The organism is Candidimonas sp. SYP-B2681 (genome assembly GCF_003971065.1).
Lineage (GTDB): Bacteria > Pseudomonadota > Gammaproteobacteria > Burkholderiales > Burkholderiaceae_B > Pollutimonas.
This window is the reverse complement of record NZ_RYDV01000001.1, coordinates 224,543-240,705: the sequence shown is the minus strand read 5'-3', so window position 1 is coordinate 240,705 and position 16,163 is coordinate 224,543. Positions and strand designations below refer to the sequence as shown.

General features: G+C 54.9%; 15 protein-coding genes and 3 pseudogenes. 10 read left to right on the top strand and 8 right to left on the bottom strand.

The features are described 5' to 3' along the window. The first annotated feature begins 316 nt into the window (after positions 1 to 316). From EKL30_RS01240 to EKL30_RS19395, 4 genes and pseudogenes are all read left to right on the top strand, one after another. Positions 317 to 2,011, top strand: coding sequence for a VRR-NUC domain-containing protein (locus tag EKL30_RS01240; RefSeq protein WP_126705375.1), 1,695 nt, complete (start codon positions 317 to 319; stop codon positions 2,009 to 2,011). Further along, positions 2,008 to 4,344, top strand: a complete 2,337-nt coding sequence (locus tag EKL30_RS01235) for an ATP-dependent DNA helicase (RefSeq protein WP_126705374.1) — start codon at positions 2,008 to 2,010, stop codon at positions 4,342 to 4,344. The genes EKL30_RS01240 and EKL30_RS01235 overlap by 4 nt, the downstream gene beginning before the upstream one ends. 98 nt (positions 4,345 to 4,442) lie before the next feature. Next, positions 4,443 to 5,108, top strand: a pseudogene (locus tag EKL30_RS19400) (YbfB/YjiJ family MFS transporter); the annotation flags it as partial. A gap of 28 nt (positions 5,109 to 5,136) precedes the next feature. Beyond that, a complete protein-coding gene (locus EKL30_RS19395; RefSeq protein ID WP_370246216.1) occupies positions 5,137 to 5,607 on the top strand; it encodes a YbfB/YjiJ family MFS transporter in 471 nt (156 codons plus the stop codon). Between the two features lie 31 nt (positions 5,608 to 5,638). Here EKL30_RS19395 and EKL30_RS19390 read toward each other — a convergent pair. The 5 genes and pseudogenes from EKL30_RS19390 to EKL30_RS01205 form a co-directional block, all read right to left on the bottom strand. Further along, positions 5,639 to 5,740, bottom strand: a pseudogene (locus EKL30_RS19390) (sterol-binding protein); the annotation flags it as partial. A gap of 5 nt (positions 5,741 to 5,745) precedes the next feature. After that, positions 5,746 to 6,363, bottom strand: coding sequence for a hemolysin III family protein (locus tag EKL30_RS01220; protein WP_126705372.1), 618 nt, complete (start codon positions 6,361 to 6,363; stop codon positions 5,746 to 5,748). A 14-nt stretch (positions 6,364 to 6,377) separates the two neighbouring features. Next, positions 6,378 to 7,154, bottom strand: a complete 777-nt coding sequence (locus EKL30_RS01215) for a U32 family peptidase (RefSeq protein WP_126705371.1) — start codon at positions 7,152 to 7,154, stop codon at positions 6,378 to 6,380. A gap of 58 nt (positions 7,155 to 7,212) precedes the next feature. Then, positions 7,213 to 7,320 (bottom strand): annotated as a pseudogene (locus EKL30_RS01210) (U32 family peptidase); the annotation flags it as partial. Positions 7,321 to 7,338: 18 nt separating this feature from the next. After that, positions 7,339 to 8,544, bottom strand: coding sequence for an NAD(P)H-dependent flavin oxidoreductase (locus EKL30_RS01205; protein WP_370246198.1), 1,206 nt, complete (start codon positions 8,542 to 8,544; stop codon positions 7,339 to 7,341). A 119-nt stretch (positions 8,545 to 8,663) separates the two neighbouring features. Here EKL30_RS01205 and EKL30_RS01200 point away from each other — a divergent pair, with 119 nt between their 5' ends. Next, positions 8,664 to 8,894, top strand: coding sequence for a DUF2249 domain-containing protein (locus EKL30_RS01200; RefSeq protein WP_126705370.1), 231 nt, complete (start codon positions 8,664 to 8,666; stop codon positions 8,892 to 8,894). Further along, complete coding sequence (locus tag EKL30_RS01195) at positions 8,879 to 10,219, top strand: hypothetical protein (RefSeq protein WP_233582651.1); 1,341 nt, start codon at positions 8,879 to 8,881, stop codon at positions 10,217 to 10,219. Before EKL30_RS01200 ends, EKL30_RS01195 begins: the two co-directional genes overlap by 16 nt. Here EKL30_RS01195 and EKL30_RS01190 read toward each other — a convergent pair. After that, a complete protein-coding gene (locus EKL30_RS01190; protein ID WP_126705369.1) occupies positions 10,210 to 10,890 on the bottom strand; it encodes a Crp/Fnr family transcriptional regulator in 681 nt (226 codons plus the stop codon). The genes EKL30_RS01195 and EKL30_RS01190 overlap by 10 nt on opposite strands. A gap of 72 nt (positions 10,891 to 10,962) precedes the next feature. Between EKL30_RS01190 and EKL30_RS01185 the strand changes: the two genes are divergently transcribed. After that, positions 10,963 to 11,352: a YbaN family protein gene (locus tag EKL30_RS01185; protein WP_233582649.1), complete on the top strand. Its 390-nt coding sequence runs from the start codon at positions 10,963 to 10,965 to the stop codon at positions 11,350 to 11,352. Between the two features lie 21 nt (positions 11,353 to 11,373). Here the strand turns inward: EKL30_RS01185 and hemN are convergent, their stop codons facing one another. Both hemN and EKL30_RS01175 read right to left on the bottom strand, forming a co-directional pair. After that, on the bottom strand, positions 11,374 to 12,795 hold the full coding sequence (gene hemN / locus EKL30_RS01180) for an oxygen-independent coproporphyrinogen III oxidase (RefSeq protein ID WP_126705368.1): 1,422 nt from the start codon (positions 12,793 to 12,795) through the stop codon (positions 11,374 to 11,376). A 148-nt stretch (positions 12,796 to 12,943) separates the two neighbouring features. Then, the gene (locus EKL30_RS01175) at positions 12,944 to 13,855 is read right to left on the bottom strand and encodes a LysR family transcriptional regulator (protein WP_126705367.1); all 912 of its coding nucleotides are present in this window, start codon (positions 13,853 to 13,855) and stop codon (positions 12,944 to 12,946) included. Positions 13,856 to 14,008: 153 nt separating this feature from the next. Between EKL30_RS01175 and EKL30_RS01170 the strand changes: the two genes are divergently transcribed. The 3 genes from EKL30_RS01170 to EKL30_RS01160 all read left to right on the top strand — a co-directional run bounded on the left by EKL30_RS01170 (position 14,009) and on the right by EKL30_RS01160 (position 16,102). Further along, positions 14,009 to 14,806: a class III extradiol ring-cleavage dioxygenase gene (locus EKL30_RS01170; protein WP_126705366.1), complete on the top strand. Its 798-nt coding sequence runs from the start codon at positions 14,009 to 14,011 to the stop codon at positions 14,804 to 14,806. A 75-nt stretch (positions 14,807 to 14,881) separates the two neighbouring features. Continuing rightward, on the top strand, positions 14,882 to 15,214 hold the full coding sequence (gene fdxA / locus EKL30_RS01165) for a ferredoxin FdxA (RefSeq protein WP_126705365.1): 333 nt from the start codon (positions 14,882 to 14,884) through the stop codon (positions 15,212 to 15,214). Between the two features lie 99 nt (positions 15,215 to 15,313). Next, positions 15,314 to 16,102 carry an SDR family NAD(P)-dependent oxidoreductase gene (locus EKL30_RS01160; RefSeq protein ID WP_126705972.1) on the top strand — a complete coding sequence of 263 codons (789 nt, stop codon included), beginning with the start codon at positions 15,314 to 15,316 and terminating at the stop codon, positions 16,100 to 16,102. Positions 16,103 to 16,163 lie beyond the last annotated feature (61 nt).

Below are 16,163 nucleotides of genomic sequence, written 5' to 3'. Positions count from 1 at the left end.
TGTGTATCTACACTAACCGGCTGAAACCGCGATGGTCAACCAACTATCCTAGCGAATGTAAGCAAGCATATATCGTGCCCAGGCCTTGCTTTTATCGAGCGTTCGAGCATGCCAGTTTCGTTTCGATGCGTGAGGAAGCTTGGCCCTAAAAGGTTTCAACATTTTCCTCGCGGCGCCACACGCTGCGACGTTTCAAAGGTGAAATCAGTAACATTTACTTATAAAGACGTTGCGCAGGTAACAATGTTGCCGCCGGGCAAAACTGATAAACTGTATAAATACTCAGTCTTTATGCAGTCTTCGCAGCGCCGGTTCTATGGCAGTCATTACTACATTCGAAGATCCCTGGTACTACCTGAAGAATTTTCATTTCGTGCTGGACTGGGTCGCCCAGCGGTATGGCGACCTATTAATTCCGGCGGAAAGTGAATTCATTACCTCCTTCGGCGATCTTCCAGAAAATTCCCGCGGCCTGCTGGTTCGCATGGTCATGCGCAAGGGCGAATTGTTTCGCGCAAGTAAGCTGCGGTATACAGAAATCGGCAGTCCATCTGCGGCAGCAAAGCCGCTTGTTGAACGTGGCTGGCTCTCTCAAAACCCCGTACTTTCACTCGACGAGCTGTTTTGCTTGTTAAATAAGAAAGAACTGTCCGACATCTTCGGCAGGCAGCTTGCAGACACTGGCGGCACTACAGCAAGAAAAGCAATGCAGCTCGAACTGCTTCGACCGTTATTTGCCGCATCGCAAGCTTTTAGTGCATGGACAGACGGCAACACACCTCTTTCTACCGACACCGTGTACCGCGAAAATATCAGTCTTCTGTCAGATCGTTTTCGCCTTATGTTTTTCGGCAACCTGCGCCAGGACTGGAGCGAATTGGTATTACGGGACGCAGGCATTTACACGTACGAAAAGGTGGAATTTTCGCCATCGTCCCGCGCTTTTCATACGCGTGAGGATGTTAACGCCTACCTCGATTTGCAATGTTGCAAAGAACAAATGTTGGACGCCATCCTGATGAACAAGCCGGCTAAGATCGATGCCATGCAAGAAGCAATTCCGGCTCGATTTGACAACCCGTGGCTCGAAGCACGGCGTGGAAAACTGTTATTCCAGATAGGCCAGCATCATGAACGTGAGCAGAACTGGCCTCAAGCTTTGGACTGCTACAAAGCAAGTCCCCACACCGGTGCCCGGAGCCGGCGCATTCGGGTCCTTGAACGTTCGGGCCAATATCAAGCCGCGATCGAGCTGGCCCGGTCAGCGCTGCTGGCCCCGGAGAACGAAGCAGAGCATCAAACGTTATTGCGCATGATGCCGCGCCTGTTACGGCAGGTAGATGGCGTAAAGATCGCACGCCGTCGTCGCTGCAGTGTGCCTGAGACCAGGCTGACCCTGCCCACGCCGCAGACCTGGCTAAGCGTTGAAGAGGAAGTCAGGCTTTTCATCGAAAAACCCGATGCACCCGCTTTCTACGTTGAAAACACGTTGATGAATTCACTCTTCGGCCTGCTGTTCTGGGAAGCTATTTTCGCTGCCATTCCTGGCGCCTTCTTTCACCCATTCCAACAAGCTCCCTCCGACCTGCTAAGCGCTAACTTCTATGCATCCCGTCGTCCCCAATTCGATGCTGGGTTCAGGCAGCTGGATTCCGGTCAATACAAAGAAACCATCTTGCGCAATTTCGAACTCAAGGCCGGCCTTCAGTGCTCGTTTGTAGCGTGGGGCCTGCTCACGAAGGAACTGCTGACGATGGCCCTGGCATGTATACCAGCCAGCCATCTTTTCATTGCGTTCGACCGCTTGAGAAAAGATTTCCGGGAAAACAGGTCTGGCCTACCCGATTTAATCCAGTTCTGGCCTGAGGATCAGCGCTACAAAATGATTGAAGTCAAAGGACCAGGCGACCGCCTGCAGGACAACCAGGTTAGATGGCTGGATTATTGTCATGCTCATCATATGCCCGTTGGGGTTTGCTATGTGCAGCGCCCATCAATAGCCGAACCATGACATACACCGTCTCCGTGCGTGCATTGTGCGAATTCACCGCCAAGAGTGGCGATCTTGATCTACGCTTTACTCCGTCACCCTCTGCCCAGGAGGGTATAGAGGGCCATGCCGCGGTAAGGGCTAAACGGGCGCCAGGGTATCAGTCCGAAATAAGCCTTTCAGGCGAATACAAAAACCTTTTGGTCAGAGGCCGTGCCGACGGATATGATCCCGCGCTAAATCGAGTCGAGGAAATCAAGACGTTCCGAGGCCAACTGGAAGCCGTGCCGGCGAATCACCGTGCCCTGCACTGGGCTCAAGCCAAAGTTTATGCGCACCTGCTATGCGTATCGCGCAAACTCCCGGAGATCCAGGTCGCGCTGGTCTATTACGACATCGTTCAACGTGAGGAAACCGTTCTCGTCCAGACATGTCAGGCAGCGATACTGGAAGAATTTTTTGCTCAACAATCTGATCTGTTTATAGACTGGGCCGAGCAGGAAGTTTGCCATCGCCTAGAGCGGGATCGGGAGCTTCAAACTCTGCCTTTCCCGCATCAGACTTTTCGCCGTGGCCAAAGGCAACTTGCCGAGACCGTGTACAAGGCAGCCAGACAAAACCGTTGCCTGATGGCGCAAGCGCCCACCGGAATCGGAAAAACCATAGGCACCCTATTTCCTTTGTTGAAGGCCTGCCCTACTGCCAAGCTCGATAAGATATTTTTCCTGACAGCCAAAACGTCTGGCAGGCAATTGGCCCTGGACGCGCTCTCCACCATCGGTAACAAGCTGAACGAGTCAGGCCGGCTACGCGTCCAGGAACTCACCGCCAAAGACAAGACCTGCGAGCATCCCGACAAAGCGTGCCATGGAGAGTCCTGCGCTCTGGCGAAAGGCTTTTATGACCGCCTGCCGGCAGCGCGCCTGGATGCAGTGAAGGCAGCCAGGCTCGATAAGGCGGCACTGCGCCAAATTGCCCTGGAGCACGAAGTTTGCCCCTATTGGTTAGGACAGGAACTCGCGAAATGGAGCGACGTAATTGTCGGCGACTACAATTATTTCTTCGACAGCTCGGCCTCGCTGTACAGCCTCACGTCGAACAATCAATGGCGGGTGGGCATATTGGTCGATGAAGCACACAATCTGCTCGAGCGCGCACGCAAAATGTATAGTGCCGAGCTTAATGAATACGATTTGAATGCATTGCGGCAGTCCGCCCCGGCTGCGCTGAAGAAAACCTTGAATAGCCTGGCGAGGTCGTGGCGGGATGTGAGCCGCGATCAGCTTGCCAGCTATCGCGCCTATGATGCTATTCCGACGAAATTCCATACCGCGCTATTGAAAGCCAGTGTCGTCATAACGGATTATCTTGCGGAAGACCCGCATGACGTCAATTTAGCGCTTCAGCGTTTCAACTTCGACGTCCTGCATTTTCTGCGATTGGCTGAGGTTTTCGGTTCGCATTCGGTATTCGATATCAGCCTTACGCCTTCCGCGTCAACATCCCGTCGTGGTGCTTCGGGTGCCAAGCTCTGCTTGCGTAACCTGATACCCGCCCCCTTTCTGGAAACGCGTTTTACTGCAAGTGAGACGGCAACACTGTTCTCCGCTACGTTGAGCCCTTGGGAGTTTTACCGCGATACGCTGGGCCTGCCAGACAATACCGCGTGGGTCGACGTTGAATCGCCCTTCGATGCGGAGCAACTCAAGGTGCGCATTGTCGAGCAGGTTTCGACACGCTACCTCCATAGGGCGCAATCGCTGGCGCCCATCGCCCAGATCATGGGCAGACAGTATTTAGAACAGCCTGGAAATTACTTAAGCTATTTCAGTAGCTTCGAGTATCTGGAGCAAGCCGCGCATGAATTCATGCACCGATTTCCCGACATCCCTGTCTGGACTCAGATACGCAGTATGGACGAAGCGGCGAAAGAACAATTCCTGGATCGATTCAAGACAAATCGCTGCGGAATAGGGTTTGCCGTTTTAGGAGGTGCGTTCGCTGAAGGCATCGACCTGCCAGGTCAACAATTAATCGGTGCATTCGTATCCACATTAGGCCTGCCGCAGGTAAACCCGGTTAACGAAAGGCTTAAACAGTGCATGAGCACCACATTTGGACAGCGCTGTGGATACGATTACACCTACCTTTATCCGGGCATTCAGAAAGTCGTGCAAGCGGCAGGCCGGGTGATACGAAGCAACACGGACCGCGGGGTGCTCTACCTTATAGATGATCGATTTGCCCGTCCACAGGTCCGTCGCCTCTTTCCCGCTTGGTGGGAAATACAATCAGCACCGGTTCCAGCCCTCCCGCCTGCTGACCGGTCGCAGCAGAACATGTTGCTGATCTAAGCGGACTGCTATGATCCTGCAATCCGTGGCGGGACAGCATACAAGCCGCGGCCTCCAAAAACCATAAAAAAAGAGAACGAGACAGGGGCCACCAATATATGAAACCGGCAATGGTACCGTGGGCACTTTCCGGCGGAGCCGCTGTAGCGGTTGGTTTTGCACGCTTCGCCTATGCCTTGATCCTGCCCGCCATGAAGACCGACCTGGACCTGAACTATGCTCAGGCCGGCTGGCTCAATACGGCGAATGCTTTGGGCTATTTGATTGGAGCTCTGCTTACGATTTTCTTCGTCTCGGGCCTGGGAAATAGGCGGCTTTTCATTAGCGGGCTGTGGCTTACGACGCTGGCACTGGTATCAAATGGACTGACCCACGATTTTTACCTGTTGACGCTATTCCGCTTTCTTGCAGGCTTCGGAGCGGCGGGCGCATTTATTTGTGGCGGCGTCTTATCGGGCGTATTGGGTACCCGGGCTATCGTCATCTTCTTTAGCGGTGGCGGCTTCGGCATGCTGGTCAGCGGCGCCCTGCTTCCCTGGCTGTTCGATTATGGCGGCGCTGCTGCCTGGCCCTGGGCATGGGTCGCCATAGCGGCGGTATGCATCCCCTTGTCGTTGGCCGCAGCCAGCGCTTCGCGCGGCATCACCGAGCCCTCGGCCGCCGGCACATCGGCCGCGTGGCCATGGCGGCCATGCGTACCGGAATTCGCGGCATATTTCATGTTTGGCCTGGGCTATATCGCGTACATGACATTTATTGTCGCCTGGTTAAACCTTAGCCCCCATTCAGACCATGTCGATGGCGGCCATGACGTCGATCATGTGGACCTTATTGGGAATCATGACGCTGCTTGCCCCACTGCTGTGGCATCGGATCTTCAATGGTCGCCACGATGGTTTACCCATGGCCGCGTCCATGGCCGTATTGGCGGTCGGCGCCGCCCTACCACTGGCTTTCCCCACCACTGTCGGGGTGTGGGCATCCGCTGCGCTAGTAGGTTCCAGTGTATTCATGGTCCCTTCAGCGGCGACCGGTTTCGTAAAAACAAACCTGGCAAAACCGGCCTGGGGCAGTGCACTGGCTGTCGCCACCAGCCTGTTTGCCTTGGGCCAGACCATAGGCCCGGTAGCCGCTGGATGGGTCAGCGACCTGTCGGGCTCACTGTCGACCGGGCTGGCCGCATCGGCCGCAATTCTGGTTGCCGGGGCATTGGTCGCGCTGACACAGAAGCCTTTGCCTGCCGCTGAGCGAAAAAACGCTTAAGTATCTTGCCGGGATCGAGTACCGATAGGTGATCAATGCCATCAAGCGTGTTCTTCACCAAGAGACCCGATTCCGTATTGCCTTCCATAACCAGCCTGCGGCTAAAAAAAAGGGTATCAGGGTCTTCATTACGCCAGTTCAAGCAACATAGGAGACCACCGTAACGTAATGGCACGCACTGCCACCAAGAACAAATAAATGCCACACCCCGTGACCGTAGCGCCATTTTTCGTCCAGCGCGTAAAAAACGATGCCCACGGTATAGACCAGTCCGCCAGCAGCCAGCCATAGGAAACCCTCCCAGCTAAGCGCCCGAATTAGTGGAACCGCCGCAATCACGGCGAGCCAGCCCATTAACACATAAATGACCAGGGATAGGATGCGCTTTCCTTTAGCGAGCCATATTTCCTGCACAATGCCGAATATAGCGAGCGCCCATACGCATCCAAACAAAGTCCAGCCCCATGCGCCTCGTAAACTGACTAATGCGAACGGCGTGTAGCTTCCAGCGATTAATAAATAGATGGTGCAATGATCAAACTTGCACCAGATTTTCTTTGCGCGACCGCGCAGGCTGTGATACAGGGTGGACGACACGTACAAAGCCAGCAGCATGACGCCGTAAACACTGAAGCTCACGATCTTCCATGGGTCGCCAACACGAGCAGCCATGACGATTAGAACCGCGGCGCCGATCAATGCCAGTGCTGCGCCGGCCAAGTGACTAATACTGTTAAACCGCTCACCGTAATACATAGACCATCTCCCTTTTACGCTAGCTGCATATCGAGACCAGGGCGGCCGTACCAATAGCCGTTGCACGGCGCGGCGGGCATCAATACCTGCGATTGCTTGCGCATGGCGTCCAATTCGTTCAGCAAAACGTATACCGAGGCCGATTGCGTCTGTATGCCGTTCAATATCAAAAACGGCTGACCTTCTCGCGTTTCCAACAACAACCCATCGGGATGGTCCATGCAGACGTATTGGCAATTGTCCTTAGGTATGTTGCGATTACGAGCAGTAAAGCAGCGCGCCGAAAAAGCCAGAGGCATGCGCCCATAGGCAAATACCTCGGTTTCCATTCCTGCTGGGCGGTCCTGCTGCATCTGGGCAAGGCCTTCGCGGCCCATCTCCAGAGGCATCACCCACCGGCTCGCTCCAAGCCCTGCCAAAAAATTCAGCGTAGGCGCGCTATATACGTTCAAGTAAGGACCTGCTATAAAGCGTTTTCCTTCCAGGCAATTTACCGCAGCCATATCGTTGGCTTCAACAGTAAAGCGGCCGTTATCAATAATTTTGTGCAACTTGGTCAGGTCGTTGCCGGATTCAAGCAGTACTTGAGTCGACAAAACAATCTGTTTTCCCGCGCCGGCCAGCATATCGGCAATTTCCAGCCAGTCCGCCAACCGCAGCTCGTGCCAACGCGAACACACCGTTTCGCCCAAATAGACGATATCGACAGGTGCCCGCGCCATCGATTCATAAAACTGCATCGTCGCCACACGCGACCAATAGTATTGAACGGGCCCTAAAGCGATCTTCACGATCCTGCCTCCTGCTTGTTGCGTCGTATTCTTGATGCGCCGGCAATGCTAGCGGTAGTTACTTCCATGGACGGTGGTAGGCCCCAAGGGTATGCTGCTGCCCTTCGGCAACGTTATTAAGTTCGGCCATCCAACTGGGCTTTATCGAATAACGTTCGTGGTTTGCCAGAAAGGGCTGCATCAGTCAGGCAGGAATCAGTGCCGATTCCGTTCGCACCTTGGGTGCGGCCACCGCCGCTAAAGCGGGCCGCAAACCGGTGAGCATATAGTCGATAAGTTCGCGCACCGAGCGAATCGCATTTCCAAACGGCAGTTTCTCGGAACCGCGGAAGAACAGGCCGCGCCTGATATCGCCCGCCATCGCAAATGCCAACTGGGTGTCGATACAAAACTGTCCATGCTTGCTGATGCCATCGCGCAGGCCGCATTGGGCCAGACAATCGAATCCTACGGTGCACGCTTTGGGCTTGGCGATACGCTGCAGCTTTGCTTCTTTTTCCAGATAATTAGCGAGCCACGGCGTGCGAACCGCCCGGGCTGGCAAACCGGCCACGCTCATGAAGGTAACAATATCTTCAGGGCGGGCCTCGACCAGTACCTTCTTGAAATTGGGGTGGGCGTCGCCCTCTTCGGTAACCGCAAACGGGGTTCCGAGTTGGACGGCGCTAGCGCCCAAGCCCAGCAGCGTTGCGACCTGTTCGTGGCTATGTATGCCGCCACCCGTAATCAGTGGGATATTCTCGTTTTCCAGGCCTAGTTCTTTCATTAACTGTTGCGTCCCTTCCAGCACGGCAGGAAAGGCGAAATTGGGATTATTCAGCGCATCGGCGCTGGCCGCTCCCAGGTGGCCGCCTGCAAAACGCGGGTTCTCGATCACGATGGCATCGGGCAGCCGGTTCTTACGCATCCATTTTTTCAGGATGACGTTAATACCACGCACATCCGACAAAATCGGTATCAGGGCAACCTTGGGGAAGTCCACGGTAAGGTCGGGCAGGTCCAGTGGCAGGCCAGCGCCAACGACGACGGCGTCGGCATTGCTTTCGCAGGCCTGGCGTACATAGGCGGCATAGTCCATGACCGCTTTCATGATATTGACGGCCACCATGCCATTACCCTTGGCCATATCCCTGGCGGCGGTCACCTCACGATCAAGGGCAATAAGGTTGACTGAGTCGATAAGGGCTTTGTCTCGTGAACGGCCGGTCTGCACCATGAGGTCGGGATGATGGCGGCGCAGGTCGACGCTGGAAATGGTGCCCATCGCACCAAGCGACGCCACCGTGCCTGCCAGTCGGTGGGCGGAGACACCGACGCCCATTCCGCCCTGCACAATGGGTAGCAAAGATTTGCCTTTAAGCTTGAAACGTTCTAGAGCGGAGTGCAGCACAGTAATTGTCCTTCCAAAGATAAGGCGCGAAAACGCAGTAGCCACTATGCAGCCGAATCGCTTAGCATTCCTTAACAAAAATCAAGGTTATGTTTATTAAGTGGGGGTAAAACTACGCCATGAGCCCTAAACACGAAGTAATCATCGACACAACAGGCCTTCCTCCTCCCGAGCCACTGGAGCGGGTCCTGGAAGCGCTGGACCGCCTGCAAGCGCACCAGCGCTTGCGTATGCTGGTGGACCGCGAGCCACGGCCCCTGTATTCCATCCTGGACAACAACCACTTCCGGCATGAAACCAGCACGACGGCGGACTATCGCTACGAAGTGCTGATATGGCGGAAAGACTGATGCGGCGGGCACTGTCTTTCGATAACTCACCACCGCTTTCAGTCCCGTTTCGATTCTTTTTGAATGTGCCTGTTTTTGCAGCCCTTGCCGGGCTGCTGTTGCTGTGGGCCGGCCCTCAGGCTCTGGAATCGCGATGGACGCCTTCTGCGCTGGCATTGACGCATTTGATGACCCTGGGTGTCCTCGCCAGCGCCATGGTCGGTGCACTGATTCAAATACTGCCAGTCGCGACAGGGATCAGTGTGCTCGCTCCGCGCCTGGCGTCTACCTTCGTGCATCCCTTGCTGATCGTAGGTACCCTTTTCCTGGCTGCCGCATTTCTGTTCATGCGGCCCATTCTGTTCCAATTGGCCTTGTATGCATTGCTGGCGGCGTTTCTCTGGTTAGCGGGCGCTACCTTGGGCGGATCCTGGCGCCATCGCGCAATGGCACAGAAAGGCTCGAACGATGTGTTGCTTTCTACCCGGCTGGTGGTCGGCGCGCTGCTAGCCACCCTCTTATCGGGCGGCCTACTGGCAGTCGGGTTTGCCTGGTCACTGCCACTGCCCATGATCTTACTGACTAATATCCATGCCGCATGGGGACTACTAGGCTGGATCGGTCTATTGCTGATGGGTATGGCGTTCCAGCTTATTCCCATATTTCAGGCCACCGAGGTTTACCCGCGCGCGATCACCCGTTGGCTTGCAACGCTAAGCTTCGTGATGCTGATACTGCATACAAGCGCTGCACTGCTAGGCGGCAATAATCACCTTGCTGAACGAATCCTGGGGGCTCTGCTCTTGTCGTTGTACTTTGTATTCGCGTTGCAAACCTTCTACTTGCTATGGACGCGCAAGCGTCCCAAGGCCGATGCCACTACACTATTCTGGCGCACGGCAATGGTTTGCCTTGCGACTTGCCCTCCAGTGTGGCTGGCAGGACTTGCTACAGGTACGGAATTTCCGGTCACGCTGGGGGTGCTGTTTATCGCAGGGTTTGCCTGGTCAGCGGTCAACGGCATGCTGTACAAGATAATTCCTTTCCTGCTTTGGTATCACGCACAAAAAAACCTTGTCACTGCGCTTCGCATTGTGCCCAAGGTAAAGGACATTATCCCTGACGCGCGTGCAACTAGTCAGTTCAGGTTGCATGTGCTTGCGCTGGCGCTGCTGCTATCCGCCAGCATTTGGCCCCCGCTTTTCACGCACGCCGCAGCAATCGCCTTTACCGCTTCAGCCGCCACCCTGGGATGGAACATCGCTGCTGCAACCCGCCTGTATTGGAATGCCCAGAAACAAATACAAGACGCAGCGCCATCGCTTCCAATTTCCAGTCAGCCCTGATAAGCGCTTAATTTGTCGGCATTCACGATCGTGATCTCGCGCCCTTTTACCTGAATCAGACCGTTGGCGTTCAACTCGTGCAGAATCCGCGAGAAGTGCTCGGGTGTCAGGTTAAGACGCGACGCGATAACGGTTTTACTGGTCTCGAGCCGGATTTGTTGGCCGTTCTCGACGCTTTCCCCCTTCAATAGGAAACCGATCACCCGCTGCGTGCCTGAACGCAAGGAATACGCCTCGACGTCAGTGATAAGCGCATGCAGCCGTTGGCTGAGCCCGCCAAGCATTTTTCTGGCCAAAGCAGGACGACGATCGAGCTCGTCAACTAACACCGACTTGTCCACATGTAATAACAAGGTATCGGCCAAGGCCTGCGCTGATACGATATACGCCTTGTCCATGAACATCAAAGCTTCTCCGAAGCTGTCGCCCGGCCCTATGATCCTGACGACTTTCTCGCTGCCCATGGACGAGACGAACATCAGCTTGATCTGGCCGTACACGACCGTATGAAACCCGACGCAGGGGTCACCTCGATGAAACACCATATCGCCACGAGCAACATGCACTTCCGCCGTACCGGCCGCAATCGTATCGAGCTCAGTGCCGCCAAGCTCATTGAACAGCGGCACATTGGACAAAAGATCCTGAATGCGTACCTTGCTTGTGCTCATATTGTTAAAATCCTGTAGCGATACTGAGTTTGAACATCGGCACATCTGGCAAAACAAGGCAGGCTTCGCATAGTGACCAAAATCATGTTCAACATCGTGGGAACACTGGCGTTGATTCTTGCCGTTCTGGGAATATTTCTGCCTCTGCTGCCTACGACCCCTTTCGTCTTGTTGGCATCAGCCTGCTATATGCGCGGCTCTGATCGTCTTCATGGCTGGCTAACAACAAACAAGCTGTTTGGTTCGTACATTGCCAATATAGAAAGCGGTCGGGGCATCCCCATGCGGGCGAAAATAACGGCGATCATCTTTCTGTGGATATCTCTTTCTTTTTCGGCATGGCTGATTCACGTTCCATGGCTGTGGGCGTTCCTGCTACTAACAGGCATCGGCGTCACCGTTTACCTGCTTATGGCAAAAACCCTAGCGCCCTCAAGGAAAGGGACCGAACCGGCCGACTAGCAAGCCTGGCGTCGAAATGGGCTAAATCAGTTTGGAATACGTGGAAACCGTCGGCTGCCCCATGTACTTGTCGAACACCATGCCTATGGCTCGAACAAACAGGCGTCCCTTAGGCGTAATAGTGAGGGTTTGGTCGGTGGTTTGCATCAGGCCAGCCTCTTCATACTGTTCAAGCCGCGCTAGTTCAGACGCAAAATAGCTGCCAAAATCTATGCCGTGCCGTTGATTGATCGCGGCATAATCCAGCGGCATGCTGCACATCAGGGTCATGATGACCTCGCGCCGCAAGACATCGTCAGCGCTAAGGTCGAAGCCTTTCTCGATGGGAAGCTGACCTTGATCCAGACGCTGGTAATAGGCATTAAGACTACGCACCGACTGGCTGTATGAATTACCCACCTTGCCGATGGCCGACACGCCCAGACCCACAAGGTCGCATTCAGCGCGCGTGGTATAGCCCTGAAAGTTGCGATGCAAGCTTTTGCTTAGCCTCGCCTTATTCAATTCGTCGTCGGGCTTCGCAAAATGGTCAAGGCCTATGTACACATAGCCTGCCTCGAGAAGTCGGCGCGTGGACATCAGGAAAATCTGCAAACGGTCTTCTGCAGACGGCAGATCGCCTGCGACAATAAGGCGCTGAGCCTTGAAGCGGCTTGGCAAATGCGCATAGTTATACAGAGCAATGCGATCAGGAGATAGACGTATCAATTGATCCAGCGTGCGACTGAAGCTGGCCAGGGTTTGCTTGGGAAGCCCATAAATCAGATCAGCATTGACAGACTGAAAGCCGGCACTTCGGCTCGCGACTATCGCTTTCTCGACCATTTCCAAAGGCTGTATGCGATTGACCGCTGCCTGTACATCGGGATCGAAATCCTGCACGCCAAAACTGGTACGGTTGAATCCCAGGCCCGCCAGCATTGCCAGCGTAGCATCCGTCACCGTGCGTGGATCGATCTCCACACCCAACTCGGCGCCGCTGGAAAATTCGAAATGCTTGCGCAATGATTCCATCAACTGCGTCAGTTCGGCTGCACTAAGAAAGGTGGGAGTGCCGCCACCGAGATGAAGCTGGTCAGTTTTTCGGTCAGCACCCAGATGGCGCGCGACCAAGTCCATTTCCTGATTCAGGTAGCGCAGGTATTCAGCAGTGCGCCCATGATCTTGGGTAATAATTTTATTGCAGGCACAGAAGTAGCAAAGCGATTCGCAGAACGGCAGATGGACGTAAACCGAAAGCGGCGGATTTTGCCCAGATGCGGCGCGCTGCCCAAGGTGGTCTTTATACGAAGCCTCGTCGAACACTGCCTTGAAACGGTCGGCGGTCGGATACGACGTGTATCTGGGCCCGGAACTATCGAAGCGGCGTATCAAGGCTTCGGAAATTTCAATGTCCGGAAACGTAATGGTTTTATCTTGAACCTGGGGTATGACGACACTCATTGCTGTGCTCCGGATAGTGGCCAACATGCCGCTCGCGGCATGCAAAGCAGATCAAGTGACCGTAGCCTGCTTCAGTCTCGTATTGTCGTCGTTAAGACGTAAGCAGATCTTGATCTAGCTCAAGTATGTCCGAAGATTATCCAAGGCACTACATCGCAGCAAAACCGTGCAATTCGTCCAGGCGTAGCCGATTGGCCAGGAAGTCGATAAGGACACGCACACGATAGGGTATTTGACGGTTGCTCGGCAACACCACATACACGCCAAGCTCTGGCGCTGGATACGCAGTCAAAATTGACGTGACTCGCCCTGCCTTGATGCTGTCGGCCACGATGAAGTCCGGTTGGTAAGTAATTCCCATGCCCTTGCCTGCTGCCTGGTCCAACACGTCGCCATTGTTGGAATGCAGCCGCGCGCGCACTGGAAATTCGACAGGCACGCCCTCTACAAGGAAGTGCCAAACGTCTAAGTTTCCACTGGCGGTATAGCTGAGACAATCGTGATTCAGCAGCTCTGCGGGATGCTGCGGCTCGCCGTGCATCGCCAAATAATCGGGCGACGCCGCAACCAGCACGCGCACAGTGCCTACCCTTCGGACGATATCACTGTCTGCCAGGCGTCGGGTAATACGTATCGCGAGATCAATGCCCTCTTCTATCAGGTCCACCTGCCTATCGTTGTAGTTCATTTCGAGACGCACTTCGGCGTACTGTTCAGCGAACTCGAGCAGCAGGGGCGCCAGGCGCTTGATACCGTAGCTAAGGGGCAGGCTGATCCGCACCGAACCACGCATCGATTGATGCTCTTGTGCCAACTCGATTTCCGCGGACTCTATCAAATCGAGAATTTCGCGGCATTTCTCGAGATACGCGCTTCCCGCCGACGTTAGCGTCAAGCGGCGGGTGCTGCGGGTCATTAGCTTCATGCCGACGGCGTTTTCAAGCTGCGCAATCTGTCGAGTGACAATCGACCGGGCAATACCTTGCTGCCGCGCGGCAGCAGAAAAACTGCCCATTTCGGCGACACGAACGAACATTGCCATCGATTTCAGTTTATCCACTGTTGCCTTTTATGGAACAAACTTGCCCAGATTGTCGCCTATTTAAGATCGAGTAAGAAAGGTACAGTGTCCCTACGACGCGGTCAACATCGCCTTGAAACGTTCAAGGAATAAACTGGTTTGACTGTGTGACCCTACTCTAAGAGATCCAACATGACAACCAGGTATCCCGTATATTTTGTGTCCCACGGCGGCGGGCCGTGGCCCTGGGTTGACAGCATGCGGCCGATGTACGCCAAAACCGCGCGCGAATTCAGCGCGCTGCCAGGTCGCCTGCCCAATAAGCCCAAAGCCGTGCTGGTCATTTCAGGCCACTGGGAAGCGCAAGAATTTACTGTCTCGACCGCCACACAGCCGCCCATGGAATACGATTATTACGGCTTCCCTGAACACACCTATCACATCACCTACCCTGCGCCGGGTTCGCCGGCGCTGGCTGCCCGCATAAAAGCGCTGCTTGCCGGAGCCGGCTTAAGTCCGCGCGAGGACGCGTCCCGCGGCTTCGACCACGGTACATTCGTGCCGCTAAGTTTGATGTATCCGGAAGCGGACGTGCCCGTTGTCATGCTGTCCCTCAAATCAAGCTACGACGCCGCAGAACACATCCGCGTCGGGCAGGCGCTGGCTCCGTTGCGCGACGAAGACGTGCTGATTATCGGCAGCGGCCTGACCTACCACAATATGCGGGGTTTCAGACGTCCTGAATCCACGCCGATCGCCCAGTCGTTTGAAGCGTATTTGAATACGGCCATTGGGCAACCCGACGCCAGCATTCGGAACCAGATGCTGGTGAATTGGGAAAAGGCAGCCAACGCACGACTGGCTCACCCGCAGGAAGACCATTTATTGCCCTTGATGGTGGTCGCTGGGGCGGCGGGTAAAGACGTGGGCCGCGCCCTCTTTATCGATCATGTGATGGAAGTTCCGATGGCCTCGTATGAGTTCGGCTAAATCAAGTCGCTGACCATGGGCGCGTCGACACGCTCGAATCTCCAGATCAACCGTAAGAATAGGTAGTCAAAAAAGATGGCATTTGTCGTAACCGAGAGTTGTATCGCATGCAAGTACACCGACTGTGCAAGCGTCTGTCCTATGGACTGCTTCTACGAAGGGCCCAACTTTCTTGTGATCAATCCCGATGAATGCATCGACTGTTCTATTTGCGTGGGCGAGTGCCCTGTGAACGCGATTGTTGAAGAAAGCGAAATTGACCCTGCGCAAGCGCATTTTGTGCAGATCAATCGCGACCTCTCCAACGATCCGCGGTGGAAACGGATAAGGGTTAGCAAAAGCCCCCTTCCCGACCATGAGACCTGGGCGGAAGTGAAAGACAAGCTGCATTTACTAGAGCAGTTCTAAAGAGCAGAGGCGGTCGTGACGTTTGACGGTCACCCCGAACCTTCACGCCCTGCAAGCTGCTTTTCCACCCTTTTCCACCTTAAAGGTAAAGAGAAAATGTTGAATATCGACGTATCAGGTAAAACCGCCATTATTTCCGGTTCCACAAGCGGCATCGGCCTGGCCATTGCCAAAGGGCTGGCACAAGCCGGTGCTTGCGTTGTGGTGAACGGCCGTTCGCAAGCAGCAGTGGACCAGGCAATCGAAGCAGTGAAGCAACATGTTCCTGCAGCATTAGTGCGCGGCGTCGCAGCCGACCTCGGTACTGCCCAGGGATGCGCTGTGTTGACGTCAGCCGAACCACGCTGCGACATTCTGATCAATAACCTTGGCATTTACGGCACGCAGCCGTTCTTTGACATTGACGACGCCGAGTGGACCCGCTATTTCGAGGTGAACATCATGTCGGGCGTGCGTCTGGCGCGTGCATATATGCCAACCATGCTCGAGGCGAATTGGGGACGAGTCGTGTTCATTTCCTCGGAATCAGCGTTGAACATTCCAGCCGATATGATCCACTACGGCTTTAGCAAAACGGCGATGCTCGGGATTGCCCGCGGTTTGGCCAAGTTTGCCGCCGGTACCGGCGTAACGGTTAATTCCGTGTTGCCGGGCCCCACTCTGTCAGAAGGCGCCGCCGAAATGTTGATGGCCTCTGCACCAGAAGGCCAAACGCTTGAAGAGGCTGGCGTCGCGTTCGTAAAAACGCATCGCCCAAGTTCCATCATTCAACGTGCGGCAACCCTTGAGGAAGTCGCCAATATGGTGGTCTATGTGGCTTCGCCCCTGTCATCCGCCACAACCGGCGCTGCCTTGCGCGTAGAGGGTGGCGTCGTCGACAGCATTTGACCGTTCGTGCAAGGCTTGGGCGAGCGTTGGCTAAACTTGTAACTGCGTAGCTTTCCAAGCA

What these genes read in the sequence shown, in the direction of transcription:
- EKL30_RS01240 (WP_126705375.1), top strand. Translation starts at nt 317, where the DNA reads ATGGCAGTCATTACTACATTCGAAGATCCCTGGTACTACCTGAAGAAT.
- EKL30_RS01235 (WP_126705374.1), top strand. Translation starts at nt 2,008, where the DNA reads ATGACATACACCGTCTCCGTGCGTGCATTGTGCGAATTCACCGCCAAG.
- EKL30_RS19395 (WP_370246216.1), top strand. Translation starts at nt 5,137, where the DNA reads ATGTCGATGGCGGCCATGACGTCGATCATGTGGACCTTATTGGGAATC.
- EKL30_RS01220 (WP_126705372.1), bottom strand. Translation starts at nt 6,363, where the DNA reads ATGTATTACGGTGAGCGGTTTAACAGTATTAGTCACTTGGCCGGCGCA.
- EKL30_RS01200 (WP_126705370.1), top strand. Translation starts at nt 8,664, where the DNA reads ATGAGCCCTAAACACGAAGTAATCATCGACACAACAGGCCTTCCTCCT.
- EKL30_RS01195 (WP_233582651.1), top strand. Translation starts at nt 8,879, where the DNA reads ATGGCGGAAAGACTGATGCGGCGGGCACTGTCTTTCGATAACTCACCA.
- EKL30_RS01190 (WP_126705369.1), bottom strand. Translation starts at nt 10,890, where the DNA reads ATGAGCACAAGCAAGGTACGCATTCAGGATCTTTTGTCCAATGTGCCG.
- hemN (WP_126705368.1), bottom strand. Translation starts at nt 12,795, where the DNA reads ATGAGTGTCGTCATACCCCAGGTTCAAGATAAAACCATTACGTTTCCG.
- EKL30_RS01170 (WP_126705366.1), top strand. Translation starts at nt 14,009, where the DNA reads ATGACAACCAGGTATCCCGTATATTTTGTGTCCCACGGCGGCGGGCCG.
- fdxA (WP_126705365.1), top strand. Translation starts at nt 14,882, where the DNA reads ATGGCATTTGTCGTAACCGAGAGTTGTATCGCATGCAAGTACACCGAC.